Consider the following 18,573-nt stretch of genomic DNA (forward strand, 5'->3'; position numbering starts at 1 on the left):
GGACGATCATAGCGGCAGGATGGTTGGGAACATCAACTCGGCAGCCGTCGCGACCGGTCGATTGCAACGCTGCATCGCAAAATTGATTGATGCGCGGCGGAAAATGTTGCAATCCAGACTATGAACGGAGGGATTGCAAATATGAGCGATTCTCGCGCCGGTGGCCGCATTGAATGCCTCGATGGCTTGCGTGGCCTTGCCGCTCTCTGGGTTTTGGTCGGACACGCCCATATATTGACCGGCTTCAAAGTGCCGGTCATCGGAGATCCCGAGCTGGGAGTGGACCTTTTCATCATGCTCTCGGGCTTCCTGATGGTCTTCCATTACCAGCGCCGGCGAGGAAGAGAGCCATGGGAAGCGACGAGCACATGGGTGACGTTCTGGGTTCGGCGCTATTTCCGAATTGCGCCGCTCTATTATGTCATGCTCGTCGCCGCATTGACGCTTGGGCCCTTCATCTACGATGCGCGGATGGTGATCGATGCGTTCAATGGGGTGCCGCCGCAGCTCGCCAGCCGGTATCTCGACAGCAGCCTGTCGAACTACCTCGCGCATTTCTCATTCCTGTTCGGGGTGAGCCGCTCCTATTCTTTCAGAACGGCCCTTCCGGATTGGAGCATCGGGCTCGAAATGCAGTTCTACGCGGCCTTGCCGTTCATCATGCTGATCGTCGGCCGCGTCGGCTGGATCAAAGGCATTACGGGCGTTGCGGCGCTCGGCGCTCTCGCAGCCTATCTGAGCCACAGGATCGGATACACTTTCGTGATGCCCACATTCCTGCCGCTCAAGATGCATGTCTTCGCGGCCGGCATGCTGCTGGCCGGCGCCCTGTGGACGAATGAAAGGCGCGCTTATCTCTTCGCGGGCTTCGCCGGTTATCTCGTCATCGCCCCTCTCGGCGGCGAGATGGACTGGCTGCATCAGATCACCAGGATCGTCCTGGTCCTGACGTTCTTTGCGCTCATTCACACCGCCCGCCTGCCGTCTGCTGCGGCGAAGATGGCCAGGCCCGTCAGCGAATGGCTCGGCAATCGCTTTTTCCACAATCTCGGTGAGCTTTCCTTCGGCGCCTACCTGGTCCACCTCCTGATCATGCAGCCCGTCATCGCCTATCTCATCGGCGCCGTCGATGTCAGCGCCCCCGTGCGCTGGGCCCTGACGCTGCTGATCACGGTGCCGATCGTCTATGCGCTTGCCTGGGTCGGATACAATTTCATCGAAATGCCCGGCCAGAATATCGGCAAGGAACTGACAAAACCGCGAGCCTCCGCGTAAGAAGCACTCCCGCTCTCTAGACGAGTATGGCCCGCCTGCGCTGGCGGATCGAGGGGCGATCGGCGTTTTCATTCGTCGCGCGTTTTTTGATCTCTCCGGTGGCTGAGGTCACAGTAAATCATTGAGTTTTCTGAGGAATGCTGAGCTTGTTTCTTCCAGCTCGTGCGATACCTTTATCTAGCTGACATTCATCGGATCATCATCATGAATATCAAGCAGATGACCGAGATCGCCGAGCAGTGGCTGACGACGTTCATTCTGAACGAATGGACGTTCTTTCAGCTTGCGATCATCGTGGCCGGATACGGTTTTGCGTCCTTGCTTGCCTCACGCACGGAGCCTGCGATGGAGGCGAAGGCGCGCCGGATCAAGGGTAATCCAGACCTGCTTCGGGTCATCATTGCCCTCATGCGCCGGCTGATGTGGCTTTTCCTCGTGTGTTGGCTGTGGATCGCCAATGTCGTGCTGAGCAAGAGCGCGTGGCCCTCACAACGCTGGCTCGTGTCCACGGCCCTGACGCTGGCGGCGGCATGGTTCGTCATCTCCGTCCTGACCAAAATCATCCGCAACCCAACCCTGTCACGCGCCGTCGCGATCGGCAGCTGGAGCTACATCGCTCTTTATGCCGTGGGTCTCGATGGCCCGGTTCTATCTGCTCTTGACGGGCTCGCGGTCAACTTGGGCGCCGTCAGGCTCTCGCTTCTGCTCGTGCTCAAAGCCCTCGTGCTGGCGGTTGCCTTGATCTGGATTGCCGTCCTCGTCGGCAATGTGCTTTCCCACTGGGTTCAGCTGTCGGCCGACTTGTCGCCTTCCATCAAGGTGCTGATCAGCAAATTCATCAAGATCAGCCTGATCATCATCGCGGGAGCCATCGCTTTGTCGGCGACCGGGGTCGATCTTACGGCGCTGACCATTTTCTCAGGCGCGGTCGGCGTCGGAATAGGCTTCGGCCTTCAAAAAGTGGTATCGAACTTCATATCCGGCATCATCATCTTGATCGACAAGTCGATCAAGCCGGGTGACACGATCACCCTTGGCGATACGTTCGGATCGATCCGTGACCTGCGCTCGCGGTTCGTTTCCGTCATCACCCGCGATGGCAAGGAGTACCTCATTCCGAATGAGGACTTCATCTCGCAGCAGGTCGTCAACTGGTCGTTCTCCAGTGATTATGTCCGCATCGACGTCGATTTCGGGACGTCCTATAACAGCGATCCGCATCAGGTCGTTAAGATCGCCATTGCGACGGCATCGACCGTGCCCCGGGTCGCAAACCAATATAATCCACCCGTCTGCTGGCTAACCGCCTTCGGCGCTTCCTCGCTCGACTTTCGTCTTCGCTTCTGGATCTCGGACCCGGCGAACGGGCTGACGAATGTTCGTGGGCAAGTCCTGATGGCGCTCTGGGATGCCTTCAAGAAAGCCGGCATCTCCATCCCGTTCCCGCATCATGAAATCATCATGAAAAGCCCTATCGAGATCAAGCAGCCGGACTGATCTGCTGTCGGGACCGCGGAAACGACATTGCCCCTCGTCGACCAAGGGGCAATGAACTCGGCAAAACCAAATACTCTCGCGGAAAATCAGGGGCTCGTCGTCTCGGTGCTCGTGGCAGAGGTTTCGGTCTCATCCACGGTCTGCGTGGCTTCGGTGGTTTCCGTGGTGTTTTCCGTTTCGGTCGGCGTCGTTTCCACGGTCGTGGCCGGGTCGGTCGCCTCGCTGCCCTCGGCGGTTTCGCCAGTCGGGGTTTCGGTTGCCGGGGTCTCGGTCGTCGGGGTCTCCGTCACCGGTTCTTCCGTGACCGGAGCCGGCGCCGCTGCCGCCAGCGCGTCCCTCATCTGGTCGATCGTGCCGACGGCCGTGCCGATGCCGAGCGTGTCCTTGGCCCAGGCCAAGGCTTCGGGGCTGAGCGTGCCGGTCTTGGTTGCCGAAGCCAGAGCTTCCGCCAGGGCGGCGTCGCCGAGAACGGGATCGTCAGCCGGCGGCGCCACGCCGTTTGCCAGTTCATACTGCGCATAGGCGGTGGCATAGGCCGAAATCGCCGCCATCTTGGGATCTGCGGTATTCATCAGCGCATGGTAGTTGCGCTTCAGCGAGTTCAGCCCGGCAAGCTCGGCAGCCGGCTTCTTGGCGGGCTTTGTCGCAGGAGCCGAAGCGATGGTCGTCTTTTTGGTCGCGCCCTTCGTGCTGACGGTCTGCTTGGGCGACTTCGTCTTGCCGCTCTGGACCGTCTTGCCCGAGCTTTTCGCGCTGCGGCTGCCGGTCGTCTTGCCGCTGGAGCTGGCGCTGCCCTTGCCGCTGCCGCTCTTGCTGCTGCCGCCGCCATGGCTGCCGCTGCTCCCGCTCCCGCTGCCGTGGCTCCCTCCACCGCCTCCACCGCCGCCGCCATTCCCGCCGCCACCTCCGCCGCCGCCGTTACCACCACCGCCGCCGTTGCCGCCCTTGGCGAAAGCCGGGGTCAGATCGGTAAAGATAATGTTGAGAGGCGCCAGCGCCACGGTCGTTGAAAGACAGAGAACGCCGAGAATCCTGGAGAGCCGCATGATAGTCCTTCCGCTACGCATGAGAATGCCGTTACATCAGGAGTATTGAAGCAGCTTGCCCATAAAGATCTCATTGAGCATCTTCTTGCAATTTGAACGTTTCGCCGAATATTCCGCCCGTGAAAGGCCCATTCATCCCAAAATGAAACCAAATCCCTTCCGTTGCGTTATCCCCTCGATACATCCGTTTACCCAAGGTGAGTGATATGAAAAGATTCGCCATCATTGCCCTGTCGATAGCGACGGCCTTCTCCGGAATGCCGGCATCCGCGGGCCCCGCCTTCGTGCCGACGCCGGTACAGCAGGCAGCGCAGCCGGCGGCCGAAGGCAGCGATGCCCGGATCATCGCGGTCGGCTGCAACAACTTCACCAACTGCCCAGGCCAGTTCAATAATGGCCGCAGGTGGTATCCAAGACGCCACTACTATCGCGATCGGAACTACTATCGGGACGACCGCTATGGCCGTTATGACCGCCGCTATCGTCACTACCGCGACTATGACGATAACAATGCAGGCGCCATCATCGGCGGCCTCGCAGCCGGCGCCCTCATCGGCGGCATCATCGCCTCGCAGCCGCGCGCTTACAGTTCACGTGGCTACAGCTCGCATGCCGAATATTGCTACGCCCGCTATCGGTCCTACCGGGCCTACGACAACACCTACCAGCCGAACTACGGCCCACGCCGCCAGTGCCGATAACTCCAGTCCGCCGGCACTGCAGGAGCCCCGCATCACGTGCGGGGCTTTTTGCTGTTGACGATATTTTCCTGCCAAACAACTGCAGTGGTTAGATACTCGGCACAAGGCCGAGTATGACGGAGGAGACGTTATCAGCAAGCGAGCCCGCATGAACGTGCGAGGCTTTTTCCTGCCTCTCACCTGAGAAAAACACCCGAACGCAAAGACGGACGGAGCAAGGCGTGTCGTCCCTGCCCCATCCGTCCCGTCAGCCCAGCCTCGGGGTAAGGCCGGGCGTGTTGTCAGTAAGCCGACGCCTTCGGCTTCTTCTCGGTCCATTGCGGCGGTGCGCCGTATTTGGCGGCGACCGCGCCGATCAGCCCCGGCTCGCGGCCGAAGGCATCGCAGGCGACGTATTTCGGCTTGCCCCCGAACCAGGATTTCACGCGTTGGCCTGAGGGCAGCGAGAGATCCAGCCCTTTCGGCTCCTTGCCGGCAATCAGCATGCGGGAAAATTCGCCGCTGAATTTTGCCGCAAGGCCGTAGGCATCGCCCACCTGGGAAACGCGCGGGTTGTTCTGCAGCGAGTTCGCGCCCCGCGCCCAGACCATCGCCGCGCGCTGCGCGCCCGACTTGTCGACCGCCTCGGCCTCGACAGCCAGCCCGCCGAGCCCGACCGGCAGGCGCGGCACACCGACCGGCAGCACGAAGCCCGTGCCGACGGTCACGACCGTGGAAACCCCTGCCATCGTCTTGCTGGTCGGCACGATGTCGGTGACGACCGAGCGGACCGTCAGGTCCGCGGGCGCGCCGGGCTGCACCATCTGATATCGGTCGCTGAGGGAAATACAGAGCGCCCGGTCGAGCGCGTTCGACACCATCGCCCGGTCATCGGGCGATTTGATGCGGCTCGCGGCGCTGAAGGCGAAGCGCGTCGGTTCGATGGCGACCGTCTTCATCGGCGCGAGGCTGAGGCCATCGACATAGACGCGTGATTTCGAGAGCTTGCCCTTGGGCGCACCGAGATTGGAATAAGAGGTCAGCGTCCCGCCCTCCTTGAGCGGCACCGAGCTGCACCCCGCCGCGGCAAGCGCCAGCGACAAGGCGATGAAAATGGTCTTCGAAGCCCTTGAAAGGGATGAAGGGAAGGAATTGCTGTGCACTCTGTCTGGCCTCCGTCGCCGATGATCTCGGGCGAAAGTGGCGGCCAAGAATTGCCGCAGCATTACACCGTTTCCGGCAGCATCGGCTGCCGGAAACAACCGGCCTATCCCAGTTGGATCGCCACCTCGGCGCCGGCAGCGCGGCTCTCGATGCGGACCTCGCCGCCGTGGTTCAGCGCGATCTGCTTGACCAGGCTGAGGCCGAGCCCCGCCCCCTTGCTCTTCGGCGTCACACGGTAGAAAGGCTCGAACACCAGCTCGCGATGCTCGGCCGGAATGCCGGGTCCCTCATCGGTGACACTGATCCGCCCACCGCCGGAAGCCGACACCGAAACCGTAATCATGCCGCTCCCGCCCCCATGATCGATAGCATTGCGCACCAGGTTGCTGACCGCCCGCGGCAGGGCCGAAGGGCTGCCCTTGCGCTCCAGCCTCTCGACTTCGCTCTGAAACGAGATCTGGTAGCCGTCGCCGATCGCCAACGGCGCAAGGTCGGCAACCACCGTGCGGGCGATTTCGACGAGATCGACGTTCTCATGAAGATCGGTCGCCTGATCGTTGCGCTCGAAATCGAGCAGCTGTTCGGCCGTCTCGGCCAGACGCGCGACGTCGTCGAGCAATCGCCGGCGGTCCTGCCCCTCGGCCGTTCCATCGATCCGCGTCTGCATGATCGCGATCGGCGTCCTCAGCTCATGCGCCGCATCCATCAGGAAGTGCTGCCGCTTGCGGTGCTCGTTCTCAAGCCGGTCGAGCGCCTCGTTGAAGGCGATCACCAGCGGAGCGACCTCTCTCGGAATGCCGTCCAGCGGCAGGCGCGCATCGTAGCGGCGCGGCTCGATTTCCGACGCCTTGCGGGCAACCTCGCTGACACTGGCAAGCCCGCGCCGCACGATCCTGGGTACGGCGAGGAAAACCGCGGGAAAGGCGATGGCAAACAGCGGCACGTAGATCGGATAAACCGCCCCCATCAGGGTCAGAACCGGCCAGCCCTTGTCGGCGACGCCACCGAACAGCACCCTGAGCTCGCCGATCGGGGTCTCAGCGCTTTCGACCGAGGCGATCTCGTCCGTGCCGGCCGCCCCCCTGATATCGGCCCCTTCGAACAGATAGGTCAGACGCGCAAGCTCGCCATAAGCGGCAGGAATGGTGCCATAGGAGACGTAAGATCCATTCCGTACGGCCGCGACATACCAGAGCCCGTCATACTCTCGCTTCAGCGCTTCCAGCTCCGGCGTATCCCGTATCTCGAGCCGCCCTTCGGCATCGAGCGCAACGGCCGGCGTCAACGCGGCGGTGACATGGTCCTCCAAAGCGACGTTCGGCGAAAGGATCGTCGCGCCATAGAAGCAGAGCCCGATGGTGACGGCCGTCACCACGCCTGCGAAAACGAGGCTGAGCTGCCAGCTGAGCCGCCACCAGAGCGACGGATTGGCCTTGCTTTCCCTGCTCATCACTCTTCCCTCATGAGATAACCGACACCACGGATATTGTGGATCGAAACCTCCGCACCCGCATCGGACAGCCGTTTGCGCAGCCGCGATATATGCGCATCGAGCGCGTTCGACTGGATCTCTTCCTCATAATTGTAGACCGCGGCCTCCAGCGTCGAGCGCAGCACGGTCTTCTCCTTGCGCTTGGCGAGAGCGGCGAGCACCAGAAGCTCGCGCCGGGGCAGATCGAGCGGCACGTCACCGACGCTGACGCTCAAATGTAAGGGATCGATCACCATCCGCCCGGCCGTGATCTTCAGTTCGGAAAGGTTGGGCGGCCGGCGCAGCACGGCCCTCAGCCGCGCCATCAGCTCCTCCACCAGAAACGGCTTGCCGAGATAATCGTCGGCGCCGAGATCCAGCCCTTCCACCCGCTGCTTCGGCTCGTTCAGCGCCGTCAGCACGATGATCGGCGTATCCCTTCCCGTCCGCCGGAGTTCCGGAATGAACCGCAGCCCCTCACCATCCGGCAGCCGCCGGTCGAGCAGGATCGCATCATAGAGATTCTGCCGCGTCAGCTCCACGGCGTCGGCCAGATGTGCGGTGTGATCCGTCACGATCCCATGCTTCCCAAGCGCCGCCGACAGCGCTCCGGCCAGTTCCCGCTCATCCTCGATCAACAAAATCCGCATCGCCACCCAACCCTTGCACCCCGGTTTCGGCCGCAAGGGTTGCAGCAACATTGCGGAACTTGAAAGGCAGCCGGTCATGCTGCCGCAATTGTTGCCGCCGAGGATCGGGCATCGCAATTCAGGACACCAAGATGCCCCACCTCAAGCTCATCCTCCGTATCCTGGAGACCTACTTCCTCTCCGCCTTCATCCTCGCCAGCCTGCTGGCGGGGCCGTTGGTGATACTGTTCGTGAGGTAGATCCACTTGCGGCTAGGCGCGAATGAAAGAAACGCCCTGCCACGCAGCCCCCTCATCTGCCTGCCGGCATCAACCGGGGCGAGCCACGGGTCTCGCCCGTCCTTCGGACCCCCGCTGGGGAGAAGCGGAATCGTGGCAGCGCCTCACTCCCTCTAGAACTTCGGCTGTCGGAATGACGGCCGTGCGGCTTGGTCCCTTCTCCCCAGCGGGGAGAAGGTGGCCCGAAGGGTCGGATGAGGGGGCCACCAGGCACACCCTTCATTGTCGCCCCCAGCTTACATAGCCGCCATCCTCTCCCGCACCGCCAGAAACGCCGCCGTCAGCCGCTTCAGCACCGGCGACGTCACCGTCCCGTTCGCCCCGCCGATCGGATCGACGACGTGGATCTGCCGGAGGTCCTCCATGAATTCGTCCCACAGCGGCTGTCCGCCCTCTTCCAGGAGCTCGGCACGGATGCTGAGATCCTCGCTCACCGGCAGGTGGCGCCGTCCCCAGGCGCCGATCATGGCCAAAACGGGAACGAGCTGGATTGCCGGTTCCGTCAGGCTGTAGATCGCTTTCTGGCTGTGGCTCGGATCGTCGCGCTTGCTGATGAAGCCGAGCGAGAGCAGCCGCTTCAGCCGCGCCGCAAGAATGTTGGAGGCGATCCCCTCCTCCGAATGGTTGAGCAGATCGCGGAAATGCCGGCGGTTGCCGAACATGATGTCGCGGATGATAATGAGGCTCCATCGGTCGCCGAGCACTTCCATCGTCAGGTTGATCGGGCAGCCGGACCGCAATTCTATATCCACGAAACATCTCCTGCAGAAACCAGTTGCATTATAGGATCACTTATGCGAGAAAACAACTAGTTTCAATTTGCAATCAGGTGGAGGAAAACATGTCCAAGGTGCGCGTTGCAGGATTTTCCGTTTCCGTGGATGGTTTCGGCGCCGGGCCGGAGCAGAGCGTCAATGATCCGCTCGGAAAGCGCGGGCCGGAGATGTTCCAATGGTTCTTCCACACCCGCACCTTCCGCGCGATGATGGGAAAGGACGACGGCTCGACAGGCATCGACGAGGATTACGCCTCGCGCGCCATGGCCAATTTCGGCGCCTTCATCCTCGGGCGCAACATGTTCGGCCCGATCCGCGGCGAGTGGCCCGACGATGCCTGGAAAGGCTGGTGGGGTCCGAACCCGCCCTATCACGCGCCGACCTACATCCTCACCCATTACCCGCGCGCGCCGATCGTCATGGAGGGCGGCACCACCTTCCACTTCATCACCGGCGGCATTCATGAGGCGCTCGATCAGGCGAAGGCCGCGGCCGGCGGCAAGGACGTCAAGATCGGCGGCGGCGTTTCGACCGTGCGCCAGTATCTCCAGGCGAATCTCGTCGACGAACTGCATTTCGTCGCCTCCCCCGTCCTGCTCGGCCAGGGCGAAGCGATGTTTGCAGGCATCGACCTGCCCGCGCTCGGCTTCCGCGTCACCGAACATGTCGCCAGCGAAAAAGCCACGCATATCGTGCTGGCGAAATAGCCGCCGCCCCGCGACGGTGCACAAACGAACCGTCTGAAATAGACGTGGCGTTCCCGCTCGAATAGCGTACAATCATCGGCGTCGGCCCATCAGATCATTCGGCGGGACCGCTTGGGAGTTCATACGTGCTCTTGCCGTTCAACGGGGGGCACGAAATTGCTCCAGTCTCTCATTTCCCTCGACGACAGCGAGATAAACCTCGTCACCGACGCCGTTCAGCAATGGTGCAGCGAGAAAAAGCTCGACATCGACAGCGTCGAAGGCCGCCGCGCCATCACCATCGCCGTCGACCTCGTCCAGACGAAAACCGCCCCCGAGCAGCTTTTCGCCGAGCTGTCGCAGCAGATGGACCACCAGTAGAATCCTGGAAGCGGCCTCGAAGACTCATCCCGAGGTGCCCCGCAAGGGGGCTCGAAGCCTCATCCTGAGGTGCCCCGAAGGGCCTTGAAGGACGAGGCGGGCGCGCCAACGGTTGAGTGATGCAAGAAGCAACGCGGCGGCGCGTGCTTCGAGGCTCCGCCCTACGGGCTGCGTACCTCAGCATGAGGGAGGAGAGATGGCGCCCCGCAGCAACCTCGAAGTACGAGGCGCCGCGCCCCCATCTTGCGCATCCCCATCACCTCACCTAAGGCAATGCAACCTCCATACAGCAAGGCCGCCCGGTGCTCCGCTTTACCCTCCACGCCCTGATCGTCGTCATCCTCACCCTGCTCACCCAGATCGGCGGCATTGCCTATCTCCTCGCGCTTGCCGCCGCCCGCGCCATCGGCATACGGCGTCTTCCCGCAAGGCTCGCCCTCTTCCTGCTGCTTTATGCCGGCGCCGCTTTCGCCGCGAGCCTCACCGCGCCGGCATTCGGCCGGGTGCCCCTCTCCTGCCTGTCGAATGCCGCCGACAGGCTCGTGGTCCGCTCCCCGATCTACTGCCTGCTCAACCGCAACTATGTCACCTCAGAGGTCCGCGATCTCGCACAGGCGCTCGCCGCGCATATGGATCAGAAATTTCCCGGCACCGTCACCGTCGCGCTGGATGCGAATTTCCCCTTCCTCAACGGCTTTCCGCTGCTGCCGCATCTCTCGCATACCGACGGCAAGAAGCTCGACTTCGCCTATTACTACAAGGATGCCGACGGCGCCTTCCTGAATGGCGCGACCCGCTCCCCGATCGGCTATTTCGCCTTCGAGGAACCCGCCGCCGGCGACGAACTGCCCTGTGCCGGCCGCCACGACTGGCTCACCACCCGCTGGGATTTCGACGCGTTGCAGCCGCTCTTTCCGGCCTACCGGATCGAAGAGCAGCGCACCTCGGCCGCCATCGCCTGGCTGACGACGGAAGGCGTCAGCCGCTTCCGCCTGCAGAAAATCTTCATCGAGCCGCATCTGAAGAACGCGCTCGGGATCACCGATCCCCACATCCGCTTCCAGGGCTGCCGCGCCGCCCGCCACGACGACCATATTCACATCCAGGTCGAGTGACCTCCGACCGATCCTCGGCATCCTCCAACGTCCCTCATGCTGAGGTGCGCAGCCCGAAAGGGCGAAGCCTCGAAGCACACGCTCCAGCGCTGCTCCTTGCATCGCCCAACCGCCGGCGCTCAAGAGAACCTCACCCCGGATAGGCCTCATCATAAGCCCGCTGCGCGGCAAAGATCGCATCCATATTCTTCTCGGCCCAATGCGTCAGGGCCGAAACCGTGTCGGTCAGGGTGCGCCCGAGCGGCGTCAGCGCATATTCGACTGTCACCGGCACGGTCGGAAAGATCGTGCGGGAGAGCAGCCCGTTGCGCTCGAGCTTCCGTAACGTCTGCGCCAGAACTTTCTGCGATATGCCTTTGATATCGCGGCGGATATGGTTGAAGCGCATCGGCCCGCCCTTCAGCCGGTCGAGAATGAGCAGCGCCCATTTGTCCGCCAGCCGGTCCAGCACCAGCCGCGTCGGGCAGCGGTCCTCATAGACGTCATAAGCCTGTTGCATCGCCGTCATCTCTGCTCCCTTCCCGGTTTCCTCGGGGAAACCAGCGGTTTCCCTGACGAAACCATGTTACGAAAAAGTGCTCTCTTTTATAATCCTGAATTGCCTGTATCTATCTCATGGTTAGATAGTTTCCAATAGATACCAAGGAGAATGGCATGAGCAACACAATTCTCGTTCTCGGCGCGACGGGCACCGTCGGCAAGCATGTGGTGGAAGGGCTGCTGGCCAAGGGCGAGACCGTCAGGGCCGCTTCCCGCGCAGGCAAGCCGGTGGCGGGCGCCGAAGGCGTCGTCTTCGACTATGCCAGGCCGGAAACCTTCGGCCCGGCGTTCGAAGGCGTCGACCGCGCCCATGTGCTTCTCGCCTCCGGCTATGTCGATGCCAAAGGCCTGCTGCTGCCCGTCATCGAAGCGGCGGCGAGCCGCAAGGTGAAGGTGGTCTTCCAGAGCGTCATCGGCGTCGATGCCGATGATTCCATCCCCTATCGCCAGGTCGAGATCGCGCTGGAAAAATCCGGTACGCCTTACGTCATCCTGCGTCCGAACTGGTTCGCCGATAATTTCCACACCTTCTGGAAGCCGGGCATCGACCACGACCAGATCGCGCTTCCCGCCGCCGAAGGCAAGTCGAGCTTCATCGACGCCCGCGATATCGCCGCAAGCGCCATCGCCGCCCTCACCTCGCCGGCCTTCGACGGCAAAGCCTTCAACCTCACCGGCCCGGAAGCCCTGTCCTATACACAAGCCGCCGCCATCCTTTCCGAGGCCATCGGCAAACCGGTCGCCTATGACGCCATCACCGACGAGGCCTTCATCGGCATCCTCACCGGCGCCGGCGTGCCAGCCGACTACGCCAGCTTCCTCGCCTCGATCTTCTACCCGGTCCGCCAGGGCTGGACCGCCGTCGTCACCGGCGATGTCCAGACGCTGACCGGCAAGCCGCCGCGTTCGCTGAAGACCTATGCCGCCGATTACGCCGCGGCGCTGAAGGCCTAACCGCCACCCTATCGCCATGCTCGGCCTTGCGCCGAGCATGGCGATAGGTGCGTCAGCGCCGGACGAGCACCGTGCCACGCCGCGCCCGAACGCGCCAATACCGGCAAGCTCTCCAGCCCCGGCCGATCAGTTCGTATAAAACGCCAGGTATGTAGATGAGGCCAAGGATGAGGAAGGCCGCGGCCATCACCAGAAAGGCAATTTCCCCATCGGCCTCACAAGCCCCTTCGATAACAGCTTCCAACAACGACCTGAAACCATGAAGGAACCGCCGATTGCTCGCCTTCGGCCCCTGATTGTTCATGGTTTCTCCCTCGCTCCATCTGGTGGATACGTAGGAATGCGACCTGGAGGTTGCAACGGCCCGTAGCAGGCGACGAGACGGGAGCGCCGCGAAGGCAACCGGCCCTCGCCGGCCAGCGGCAACAAGGCGAAAACGACGAGTGAAAGAAAGCAGAAGACGTTCAGCCTGAGGTAGCCCGAAGGCGCTCGAGCCTCACGCCGCAACCTCTCTCCGACCTCATCCTTGTACGTTGCCATAGCTGTATAGTGGGGCTGTGTATTTCAGGATGAAGGTGGATGGGCAGGGCTGACGACACCCCGATTGCAATCCTCATCCCGCGAACGCTTTCAGCAACCTCACCCCCTCCGGCCAGCTTTCCAATCCGCTCTGTCCATTGATATGGCCGGCCGCGCCGATGATTTTTAAGTCGCTTCCCCATTCAGCGGCTCTCGTTTGCGAATAGCCCAGCGAACCATAGGGGTCATCGGTGCTTGCCACGATCAGCGATGGGAAACGGAAGCGTTGCTGCGGCACGTCTGCGAAACCGGCCGCCTGTGCAGGGAATGCCGCGGAGGAAGGATCGGGCACGGCGACCAGGAACGCGCCCGCCACCGGCGCGTCCGAGATCGTCTGCCAATGCGCGACCAGCAGGCACGCCAAGCTGTGCGCCACGAGAACCGGCGGGGTTACAGCGGCCCGCACGGCGCAGTCCAGCGCCGCAATCCAATCGGAAAGCTCCGGCTCGTCCCAGCTTGCCGGCGAGAAACGGCAGATGGAGGGATCGGCCTCCTCCCAGCGCGTCTGCCAATGGCTGCTTCCCGAATTGCCGATGCCGGGCAGATGAATGAATTCGCTCACTGCTTCACCTCTTCATTGCTGTCGGCGCATTCTGGCGATTTACATCAGCCGGGAGAATTGGCATCCATCGGAAAAGAGAAGCAGAAACCGATGGATTCAAGGCAAATGGCAAAATTCTCCGAAAATCGCCCAGGGCTCGATCCGACAGACATCGCCATGATCGAGATCCTCCAGAACGACGGGCGGATCAGCGTTTCGGAACTCGGCAGGAAGGTCGGCCTCTCCCAGCCCGCCGCCTCCGAGCGGCTGAAACGGCTGGAGGAGCGAGGCATCGTCACGGGCTACAGGGCTGTCGTCGATCCTGCCTCCCTCGGGCTCGGCATGATGGCGGTCATTCGTCTGCGCACGACGCACGAACATATCAAACCCTGCCTGAAACAGTTTTCCCAAATGCCGGAGATCATCGAAGTGCTGCGGCTGACGGGAGAAGACTGTTTTCATCTGAAGGTCGTCGTCCCATCGCCGGCCGATCTGGAGCGCATCGTCGATTCCGTCGCCCGGTACGGCTCGGTGACGACGGCCATCGTCCTGCGCAGCGAACGCCCGAAACCCGTAGGCCGCGATTTGATTGCGAGGGTTTAAGCGCGTTACACCTTCGGCCCCCGCGCCCCCAGGACCCATTTAAAACGATCTTAAAAACCCCACCAAAAAATTAATCGATTTTAATTTTATCATTAAAATTTTCTTGTTGCGATGCAACAGATTCTGGATTTTAACTTTATGCGGATGCTCAGTGGTTTCGTTGGAGGAACGCGCATGACCGTGACATTTCCGCTTACCGAAGAGCGCGACGCCGAGGCGTTGCTGAAGCATTTGATGCTGCACAAGCTGAGTTTTCCGGGAAACTGCGCCGTATCGCTGAAGGCCCAGGTCGCCCAGGTTTCCTCCCCTCACACGACCGCACTCGGCGCCGCCCGCACCGCCTGGTAAAGGCCGCAACTTTGAGTCTGCGGGGTCACGACGTCAAGGGCACGCGTTCTTCGCCCAAATAAAACGGGGATCCCAGCTAAGCGTGAAATAATCCATCTGATCGAAGAAGTTGCTCGGGAAAATGCCCTCTTCGTCAGAGCGAATGCGCCAGCACCTCCCCCGTTGTATCTGAGTGGATACAGTTTTCAATCGCCTATCGCGCCCCGGAGCCGCTATGTCCTTCCAAATCGTTACATAAAGCCTTTGAGAATGATGGCTTGAGTTCTTGCTGAAGCCGTGGGTGCCTCTGCGATTGTCGTACGTATAGCTAAAAAACCAGTGCAACGTTGTGCGGCCACCGCCGGTTCTCTCCTCAACAAGATAAAGCTGCGGGTCGGATATTGTGCCTGCAGTTGTGCCGTGAGGCGCGTTCTTCGTTACAAATCGGGTTCGCCCGTCCTTCGCGTAGATTACTTTCGATCTTGTATTTGTGGGTTCGGCAACAATGCTTGTGCATGCCACCAGGGTTCCAATCGAAATAAGAGTCATCAACAAGCTGAGAAATCTCGTCATTTTCACCCCCTCTAGTGAAACGCCACTTAAGACGCTGATTGGTAGCCCGGCCACACTCTCCCAGAAGCTGTATACTCGATTGCAAACCGGAGTGATCGCAAAAGCCCAAAGGTCGAGTTGGTGGTCTTGCTCGGCAACAGGCGATGTTTGCCTTTCACTCGCCGCTCACGGCGTCCGTCGCTAGAGTCTCCCTCACACGACTGCGTTCGGCGCCGCCCGCATTACCGACCTGGCTCTTCCGCCGGGCCGAGTATAAGGCAAAAGCACCGGGCTTTAACGCCGGCGCGGCAGCCCCTCACGCTGGGCTGCCGCAACCGACTCCCGCCCAACGTTCCGCTCACCCCCTGCGGATGCCGAGCAGTTTGTAATGCGTGCCGCCGAGATCGCCGTCCTTCGGATAGTTCTGGTAGCAGACGCTGTCGCTCTGATTGCCGCCGAGGATCTTCACCGTCGGGCCTCCCTCGTCGGCGACGAAGAAGCCGACATGCCCGTCCGAGCCGCTCACCGCGCCGCGGGCGAAGACGGCGATGTCGCCTTCCCGCGGATTGTCGGTCACGTTCTCTCCCCAGTTCTTCCAGCTTCGCGCATCCTGCCGGTCGGTGCCGATCATGCCGGCCTGCTCGACGCAGAAATTGACGAAGGAGGAGCACCAGGCAACGCTGTCATCCGTCCCGGACCAGTGATTGGTCGATTTGTGATACATGACGATGCGCGGATTGTTGCCCGGGCCGGCCACCTCGCCCACACCCTTTGCCAGCTCCGCCCTGGCAACACGGTAAGGTGTCGTGCCGATCGCCTCTTCGATCGGGAAGCCGCCGGAGAGCACCCTCAGGAAGCTCGCATGCATATAGCCGTCGACCGTGCCGTCGCCGTCGAGATCGACCTTGGCCCATTCGCCGTTGCGTTCCAGGATCGTCACCGGCGTGCCGAGCGGAAGCGCCCTTTCCACGGCGAAACTTTCGCCCGGCCCCCGGCGCAGGTTGAGCCCGCCGGCGGCGCTGACTTCGGCAAGCTCCGAATGCCGTTCCACGGCAGCCGCCAGCCCGCGTGAGGCGCCGAGCGCGAAGGCGCTGCCCTCCTCGCCGGCGCGGAACTGGCCGAAATCCTTCCATCTCCCGCCGACGATATTGCCGTCATAGCCGGTCCCGCGATAATTGAGCGGCGGATGGATCTGGTAGAGCGCCCATTGGTCGGTGGTGAGCATCTCCCGCGTGCCCGACCAGCCTGTCGCCGCCGCGAGCCAGATGAAGTCCACGAAACCGGCATCGCGAACCGCCTTGCCCACGGCGCCCGACCCATAGACGCCGACACGGTACTTGCCGTTCAGTGCCCTCGATACGGCCTTGAAGTAAGCTTTGATCGAAGCGATATCCGCCGCCTTGTAGTAATCATGATCGACGGAGAAGTAGATCGCCGAATTCTCCGGCTGCCCATAGGTCTCGGCGAGAGCCAGGGCACGCTCGCTGTCCCGCGCCCCGGACTCGGTATCGAGATCGCCGATATTGCCGCCGACGCCGCCTCTCTGCTGAAAAACCACGGCCAGCGAGAGCCCCGCCTCCAGAATATCGTCATATTCGGCCTTCTCGATCCGCTTCTGCGGCAACCGGGTCGAATTGCTGTGATTATAGTAACGAATGATCGTCTCGACGCCAGATGCTTTCAGCTCGTTGGCGTAACGGCCCAATTCCCATGGGCTATCAATGACCTTATGCATGTCTCGCCCTCTCAATATTTGAATAATAGGATTGATTCGCAAAGTATAACTATCACCTGCACCTTAAAGGTGCAATAATCACTATGGAGTAGGCATTAATTTAGCTGGAGTTGCTTCGCTTGGTTGCGCGCGAAACACTTACGAGGGCGTCGCCGGCGGCAGCAGGAAGAGCGTGAGACCGAAAATAGAATATACGGCAAGCGCCAGCACGCCGACATACCAGGCGCCGCGCCCGCCATTCGAAAGCAGCGTCGCCGCCATCGTGGCGATGAAGATCATCGTCACCGCGCCCGGCCAGAACTGCAGCGACATCGGCTCCGGGCCGATGAAATAGCTGATGACGACGAGTATGGGCGCGACGAAGAGCGCGATCTGCGAGGCGCTGCCGAGCGCGATCCCGACGCTGAGATCGAGGCGGTTCGCGCGCGCGGCGGAAAAGGCGGTGGTCATTTCCGCCGCCGCCCCGACCAGCGCCACGACTATAAAGCCGACGAATGCCGGCGTCATGCCCATCTGCTCGGCCGCCACCTGGACCGATCCGACGAAGACTTCGCTGATCAATGCCACGAAGAGCGTGACGACGACCAGCACCGTGATGCTGGTTGAGAGCGGCCAGTTGCCGTGTTCTTCCGCTGCTTCCGCCACGCTGGCGAAGAGTTCGCGATGCGTCTTCAGCGAAAACAGCATGCCCATCGCATAGACCGCGATGAGGATCAGGGCGATGCCGAGGCTGAGCGGATGTGAAATGTCAGCCCCCTGATCCACGCTGCCGATCACCGAAGGCACCAGCATGGCGACGGTCGCGAGGAAAAGCAGGCAGGCCTGGAAGCGCGCGCTGACGCGGTTGAACTCCTGCACATGATATTTCAGTCCGCCGAGCAGGAAAGCCCCGCCCATCATGAACAGCGTGTTGGTGACGATCGCGCCGGCGATCGATGCCTTGACGAGAAGATACTGGCCGGCCTGCAGGGCGGCAAAAGCGATCACGAGTTCCGTCAGGTTTCCGAGCGTGGCGTTCAGCAGGCCGCCGACGGCATCTCCCGTGCGGGCCGAGACCGCTTCCGTCGCGCGGCTGAGAAGTGCCGCCAGGGGCACGATGGCGAGCACCGAAAGCACGAACAACAGGGTATGGGCCTCCGGCGCGGCGATCTCGGTCAGGATGACCACCGGCACGAAGACGAGGAGACAAAGAAGCGGCGCATTGCGAAGCTCGGCCATCACGGCGTTTCTTGCCGCGGCGAAGCGTGAGGTTCCCTGTGCCTGTCGAACCTTTTCCACGACGGAGTCCACCTGACGTTGACACCTCTACGCATACAGCGATGGCCGCCGCCGTGCATTGACCCGGATCAAGACAGGAGAAGGTGAGGATTGATCTCGCTCAATGCGGCGAACGGACGGATTGCTATGCTTATCGACGGCGCACATGCCCGGTTCTCGAAGAGAACGGGGATCGAGCGTCGCACCGAACCCGGGGAAGCGAGCATGCCCACGCGCTACCGATGCGTCCCGACGCGCCATAACCTGGTCAACGTCGTCGACCGGCAAACCGGGCGGCCAGCCGAGGTGGGCGCCACCGCAATCCTGCTCGAACGGCATGAGGCCCGTTGCCTCATTGCCTGGCTCCTGAGACGCGCCCGCGCCGAAGACGCCGGAAACCAGATCGCATTGTCCGAACGATTGGCCGCCCGCAGCAGCGGCCACAGCCAGCTCCCGTGTTGACGCG

At 61.9% G+C, this 18,573-nt stretch carries 21 protein-coding genes; 10 read left to right on the plus strand and 11 right to left on the minus strand.

What is annotated here, in order from left to right:
- Positions 1–141 precede the first annotated feature (141 nt).
- The gene (locus ATY78_RS26200) at positions 142–1,275 is read left to right on the plus strand and encodes an acyltransferase (protein ID WP_088685353.1); all 1,134 of its coding nucleotides are present in this window, start codon (positions 142–144) and stop codon (positions 1,273–1,275) included.
- Between the two features lie 204 nt (positions 1,276–1,479).
- A complete protein-coding gene (locus ATY78_RS26205; protein WP_088685209.1) occupies positions 1,480–2,772 on the plus strand; it encodes a mechanosensitive ion channel domain-containing protein in 1,293 nt (430 codons plus the stop codon).
- Positions 2,773–2,858: 86 nt separating this feature from the next.
- On the opposite strand, the gene ATY78_RS28660 is transcribed toward ATY78_RS26205, so the two are convergent.
- Positions 2,859–3,818, minus strand: a complete 960-nt coding sequence (locus ATY78_RS28660; protein WP_190237526.1) for a hypothetical protein — start codon at positions 3,816–3,818, stop codon at positions 2,859–2,861.
- A gap of 206 nt (positions 3,819–4,024) precedes the next feature.
- Between ATY78_RS28660 and ATY78_RS26220 the strand changes: the two genes are divergently transcribed.
- Entirely contained in the window at positions 4,025–4,519 is a 495-nt protein-coding gene (locus ATY78_RS26220; protein ID WP_088685212.1) for a BA14K family protein, read from the plus strand.
- A gap of 281 nt (positions 4,520–4,800) precedes the next feature.
- Here ATY78_RS26220 and ATY78_RS26225 read toward each other — a convergent pair whose 3' ends face one another.
- The 4 genes from ATY78_RS26225 to ATY78_RS26245 form a co-directional block, all read right to left on the minus strand.
- Positions 4,801–5,724 (minus strand): DUF3313 domain-containing protein, encoded by a 924-nt coding sequence (locus tag ATY78_RS26225; protein ID WP_088685213.1) that lies wholly within the window; start codon positions 5,722–5,724, stop codon positions 4,801–4,803.
- Positions 5,725–5,765: 41 nt separating this feature from the next.
- Positions 5,766–7,112: a HAMP domain-containing sensor histidine kinase gene (locus tag ATY78_RS26230; RefSeq protein ID WP_088685214.1), complete on the minus strand. Its 1,347-nt coding sequence runs from the start codon at positions 7,110–7,112 to the stop codon at positions 5,766–5,768.
- On the minus strand, positions 7,112–7,783 hold the full coding sequence (locus ATY78_RS26235) for a response regulator transcription factor (RefSeq protein WP_088685215.1): 672 nt from the start codon (positions 7,781–7,783) through the stop codon (positions 7,112–7,114). The genes ATY78_RS26230 and ATY78_RS26235 overlap by 1 nt, the downstream gene beginning before the upstream one ends.
- A gap of 514 nt (positions 7,784–8,297) precedes the next feature.
- Positions 8,298–8,813, minus strand: a complete 516-nt coding sequence (locus tag ATY78_RS26245) for a helix-turn-helix domain-containing protein (protein ID WP_088685217.1) — start codon at positions 8,811–8,813, stop codon at positions 8,298–8,300.
- 89 nt (positions 8,814–8,902) lie between these two features.
- Between ATY78_RS26245 and ATY78_RS26250 the strand changes: the two genes are divergently transcribed.
- The 3 genes from ATY78_RS26250 to ATY78_RS26260 all read left to right on the plus strand — a co-directional run bounded on the left by ATY78_RS26250 (position 8,903) and on the right by ATY78_RS26260 (position 11,019).
- A complete protein-coding gene (locus tag ATY78_RS26250) occupies positions 8,903–9,544 on the plus strand; it encodes a dihydrofolate reductase family protein (protein ID WP_088685218.1) in 642 nt (213 codons plus the stop codon).
- A 156-nt stretch (positions 9,545–9,700) separates the two neighbouring features.
- A complete protein-coding gene (locus ATY78_RS26255; RefSeq protein ID WP_088685219.1) occupies positions 9,701–9,904 on the plus strand; it encodes a hypothetical protein in 204 nt (67 codons plus the stop codon).
- Between the two features lie 284 nt (positions 9,905–10,188).
- A complete protein-coding gene (locus ATY78_RS26260) occupies positions 10,189–11,019 on the plus strand; it encodes a hypothetical protein (RefSeq protein ID WP_348626701.1) in 831 nt (276 codons plus the stop codon).
- A 130-nt stretch (positions 11,020–11,149) separates the two neighbouring features.
- Here ATY78_RS26260 and ATY78_RS26265 read toward each other — a convergent pair whose 3' ends face one another.
- Complete coding sequence (locus ATY78_RS26265) at positions 11,150–11,527, minus strand: helix-turn-helix domain-containing protein (RefSeq protein WP_190237527.1); 378 nt, start codon at positions 11,525–11,527, stop codon at positions 11,150–11,152.
- Between the two features lie 146 nt (positions 11,528–11,673).
- On the opposite strand from ATY78_RS26265, the gene ATY78_RS26270 reads away from it, so the two are divergent.
- Positions 11,674–12,513, plus strand: coding sequence for an SDR family oxidoreductase (locus ATY78_RS26270; protein ID WP_088685221.1), 840 nt, complete (start codon positions 11,674–11,676; stop codon positions 12,511–12,513).
- Positions 12,514–12,565: 52 nt separating this feature from the next.
- Here the strand turns inward: ATY78_RS26270 and ATY78_RS26275 are convergent, their stop codons facing one another.
- Positions 12,566–12,817, minus strand: a complete 252-nt coding sequence (locus ATY78_RS26275; RefSeq protein WP_088685222.1) for a hypothetical protein — start codon at positions 12,815–12,817, stop codon at positions 12,566–12,568.
- Between the two features lie 309 nt (positions 12,818–13,126).
- On the minus strand, positions 13,127–13,654 hold the full coding sequence (locus ATY78_RS26280) for an alpha/beta hydrolase (RefSeq protein WP_088685223.1): 528 nt from the start codon (positions 13,652–13,654) through the stop codon (positions 13,127–13,129).
- Between the two features lie 105 nt (positions 13,655–13,759).
- Between ATY78_RS26280 and ATY78_RS26285 the strand changes: the two genes are divergently transcribed.
- Both ATY78_RS26285 and ATY78_RS28665 read left to right on the plus strand, forming a co-directional pair.
- Positions 13,760–14,236 (plus strand): Lrp/AsnC family transcriptional regulator, encoded by a 477-nt coding sequence (locus tag ATY78_RS26285; RefSeq protein WP_088685224.1) that lies wholly within the window; start codon positions 13,760–13,762, stop codon positions 14,234–14,236.
- A 174-nt stretch (positions 14,237–14,410) separates the two neighbouring features.
- Positions 14,411–14,584 carry a hypothetical protein gene (locus ATY78_RS28665; RefSeq protein WP_190237528.1) on the plus strand — a complete coding sequence of 58 codons (174 nt, stop codon included), beginning with the start codon at positions 14,411–14,413 and terminating at the stop codon, positions 14,582–14,584.
- 33 nt (positions 14,585–14,617) lie between these two features.
- On the opposite strand, the gene ATY78_RS28345 is transcribed toward ATY78_RS28665, so the two are convergent.
- The 3 genes from ATY78_RS28345 to cax all read right to left on the minus strand — a co-directional run bounded on the left by ATY78_RS28345 (position 14,618) and on the right by cax (position 18,068).
- Positions 14,618–15,136, minus strand: coding sequence for a hypothetical protein (locus ATY78_RS28345; protein ID WP_141105679.1), 519 nt, complete (start codon positions 15,134–15,136; stop codon positions 14,618–14,620).
- 337 nt (positions 15,137–15,473) lie between these two features.
- A complete protein-coding gene (locus ATY78_RS26290) occupies positions 15,474–16,850 on the minus strand; it encodes a TIGR02594 family protein (RefSeq protein WP_088685225.1) in 1,377 nt (458 codons plus the stop codon).
- A 138-nt stretch (positions 16,851–16,988) separates the two neighbouring features.
- Complete coding sequence (gene cax, locus ATY78_RS26295) at positions 16,989–18,068, minus strand: calcium/proton exchanger (RefSeq protein WP_088685226.1); 1,080 nt, start codon at positions 18,066–18,068, stop codon at positions 16,989–16,991.
- A 150-nt stretch (positions 18,069–18,218) separates the two neighbouring features.
- On the opposite strand from cax, the gene ATY78_RS26300 reads away from it, so the two are divergent.
- Positions 18,219–18,569: a hypothetical protein gene (locus ATY78_RS26300; protein ID WP_088685227.1), complete on the plus strand. Its 351-nt coding sequence runs from the start codon at positions 18,219–18,221 to the stop codon at positions 18,567–18,569.
- The last annotated feature ends 4 nt before the right edge of the window (positions 18,570–18,573 follow it).

The organism is Rhizobium sp. R635, from assembly GCF_002211285.1.
Classification (GTDB): domain Bacteria; phylum Pseudomonadota; class Alphaproteobacteria; order Rhizobiales; family Rhizobiaceae; genus Rhizobium.

What these genes read in the sequence shown, in the direction of transcription:
- ATY78_RS26285 (WP_088685224.1), top strand. Translation starts at nt 13,760, where the DNA reads ATGGCAAAATTCTCCGAAAATCGCCCAGGGCTCGATCCGACAGACATC.
- ATY78_RS26225 (WP_088685213.1), bottom strand. Translation starts at nt 5,724, where the DNA reads ATGCTGCGGCAATTCTTGGCCGCCACTTTCGCCCGAGATCATCGGCGA.
- ATY78_RS26270 (WP_088685221.1), top strand. Translation starts at nt 11,674, where the DNA reads ATGAGCAACACAATTCTCGTTCTCGGCGCGACGGGCACCGTCGGCAAG.
- ATY78_RS28660 (WP_190237526.1), bottom strand. Translation starts at nt 3,818, where the DNA reads ATGCGGCTCTCCAGGATTCTCGGCGTTCTCTGTCTTTCAACGACCGTG.
- cax (WP_088685226.1), bottom strand. Translation starts at nt 18,068, where the DNA reads ATGGCCGAGCTTCGCAATGCGCCGCTTCTTTGTCTCCTCGTCTTCGTG.
- ATY78_RS28345 (WP_141105679.1), bottom strand. Translation starts at nt 15,136, where the DNA reads ATGACGAGATTTCTCAGCTTGTTGATGACTCTTATTTCGATTGGAACC.
- ATY78_RS26220 (WP_088685212.1), top strand. Translation starts at nt 4,025, where the DNA reads ATGAAAAGATTCGCCATCATTGCCCTGTCGATAGCGACGGCCTTCTCC.
- ATY78_RS26235 (WP_088685215.1), bottom strand. Translation starts at nt 7,783, where the DNA reads ATGCGGATTTTGTTGATCGAGGATGAGCGGGAACTGGCCGGAGCGCTG.
- ATY78_RS26200 (WP_088685353.1), top strand. Translation starts at nt 142, where the DNA reads ATGAGCGATTCTCGCGCCGGTGGCCGCATTGAATGCCTCGATGGCTTG.
- ATY78_RS26290 (WP_088685225.1), bottom strand. Translation starts at nt 16,850, where the DNA reads ATGCATAAGGTCATTGATAGCCCATGGGAATTGGGCCGTTACGCCAAC.
- ATY78_RS28665 (WP_190237528.1), top strand. Translation starts at nt 14,411, where the DNA reads ATGACCGTGACATTTCCGCTTACCGAAGAGCGCGACGCCGAGGCGTTG.
- ATY78_RS26250 (WP_088685218.1), top strand. Translation starts at nt 8,903, where the DNA reads ATGTCCAAGGTGCGCGTTGCAGGATTTTCCGTTTCCGTGGATGGTTTC.
- ATY78_RS26265 (WP_190237527.1), bottom strand. Translation starts at nt 11,527, where the DNA reads ATGACGGCGATGCAACAGGCTTATGACGTCTATGAGGACCGCTGCCCG.
- ATY78_RS26275 (WP_088685222.1), bottom strand. Translation starts at nt 12,817, where the DNA reads ATGAACAATCAGGGGCCGAAGGCGAGCAATCGGCGGTTCCTTCATGGT.
- ATY78_RS26230 (WP_088685214.1), bottom strand. Translation starts at nt 7,112, where the DNA reads ATGAGCAGGGAAAGCAAGGCCAATCCGTCGCTCTGGTGGCGGCTCAGC.
- ATY78_RS26205 (WP_088685209.1), top strand. Translation starts at nt 1,480, where the DNA reads ATGAATATCAAGCAGATGACCGAGATCGCCGAGCAGTGGCTGACGACG.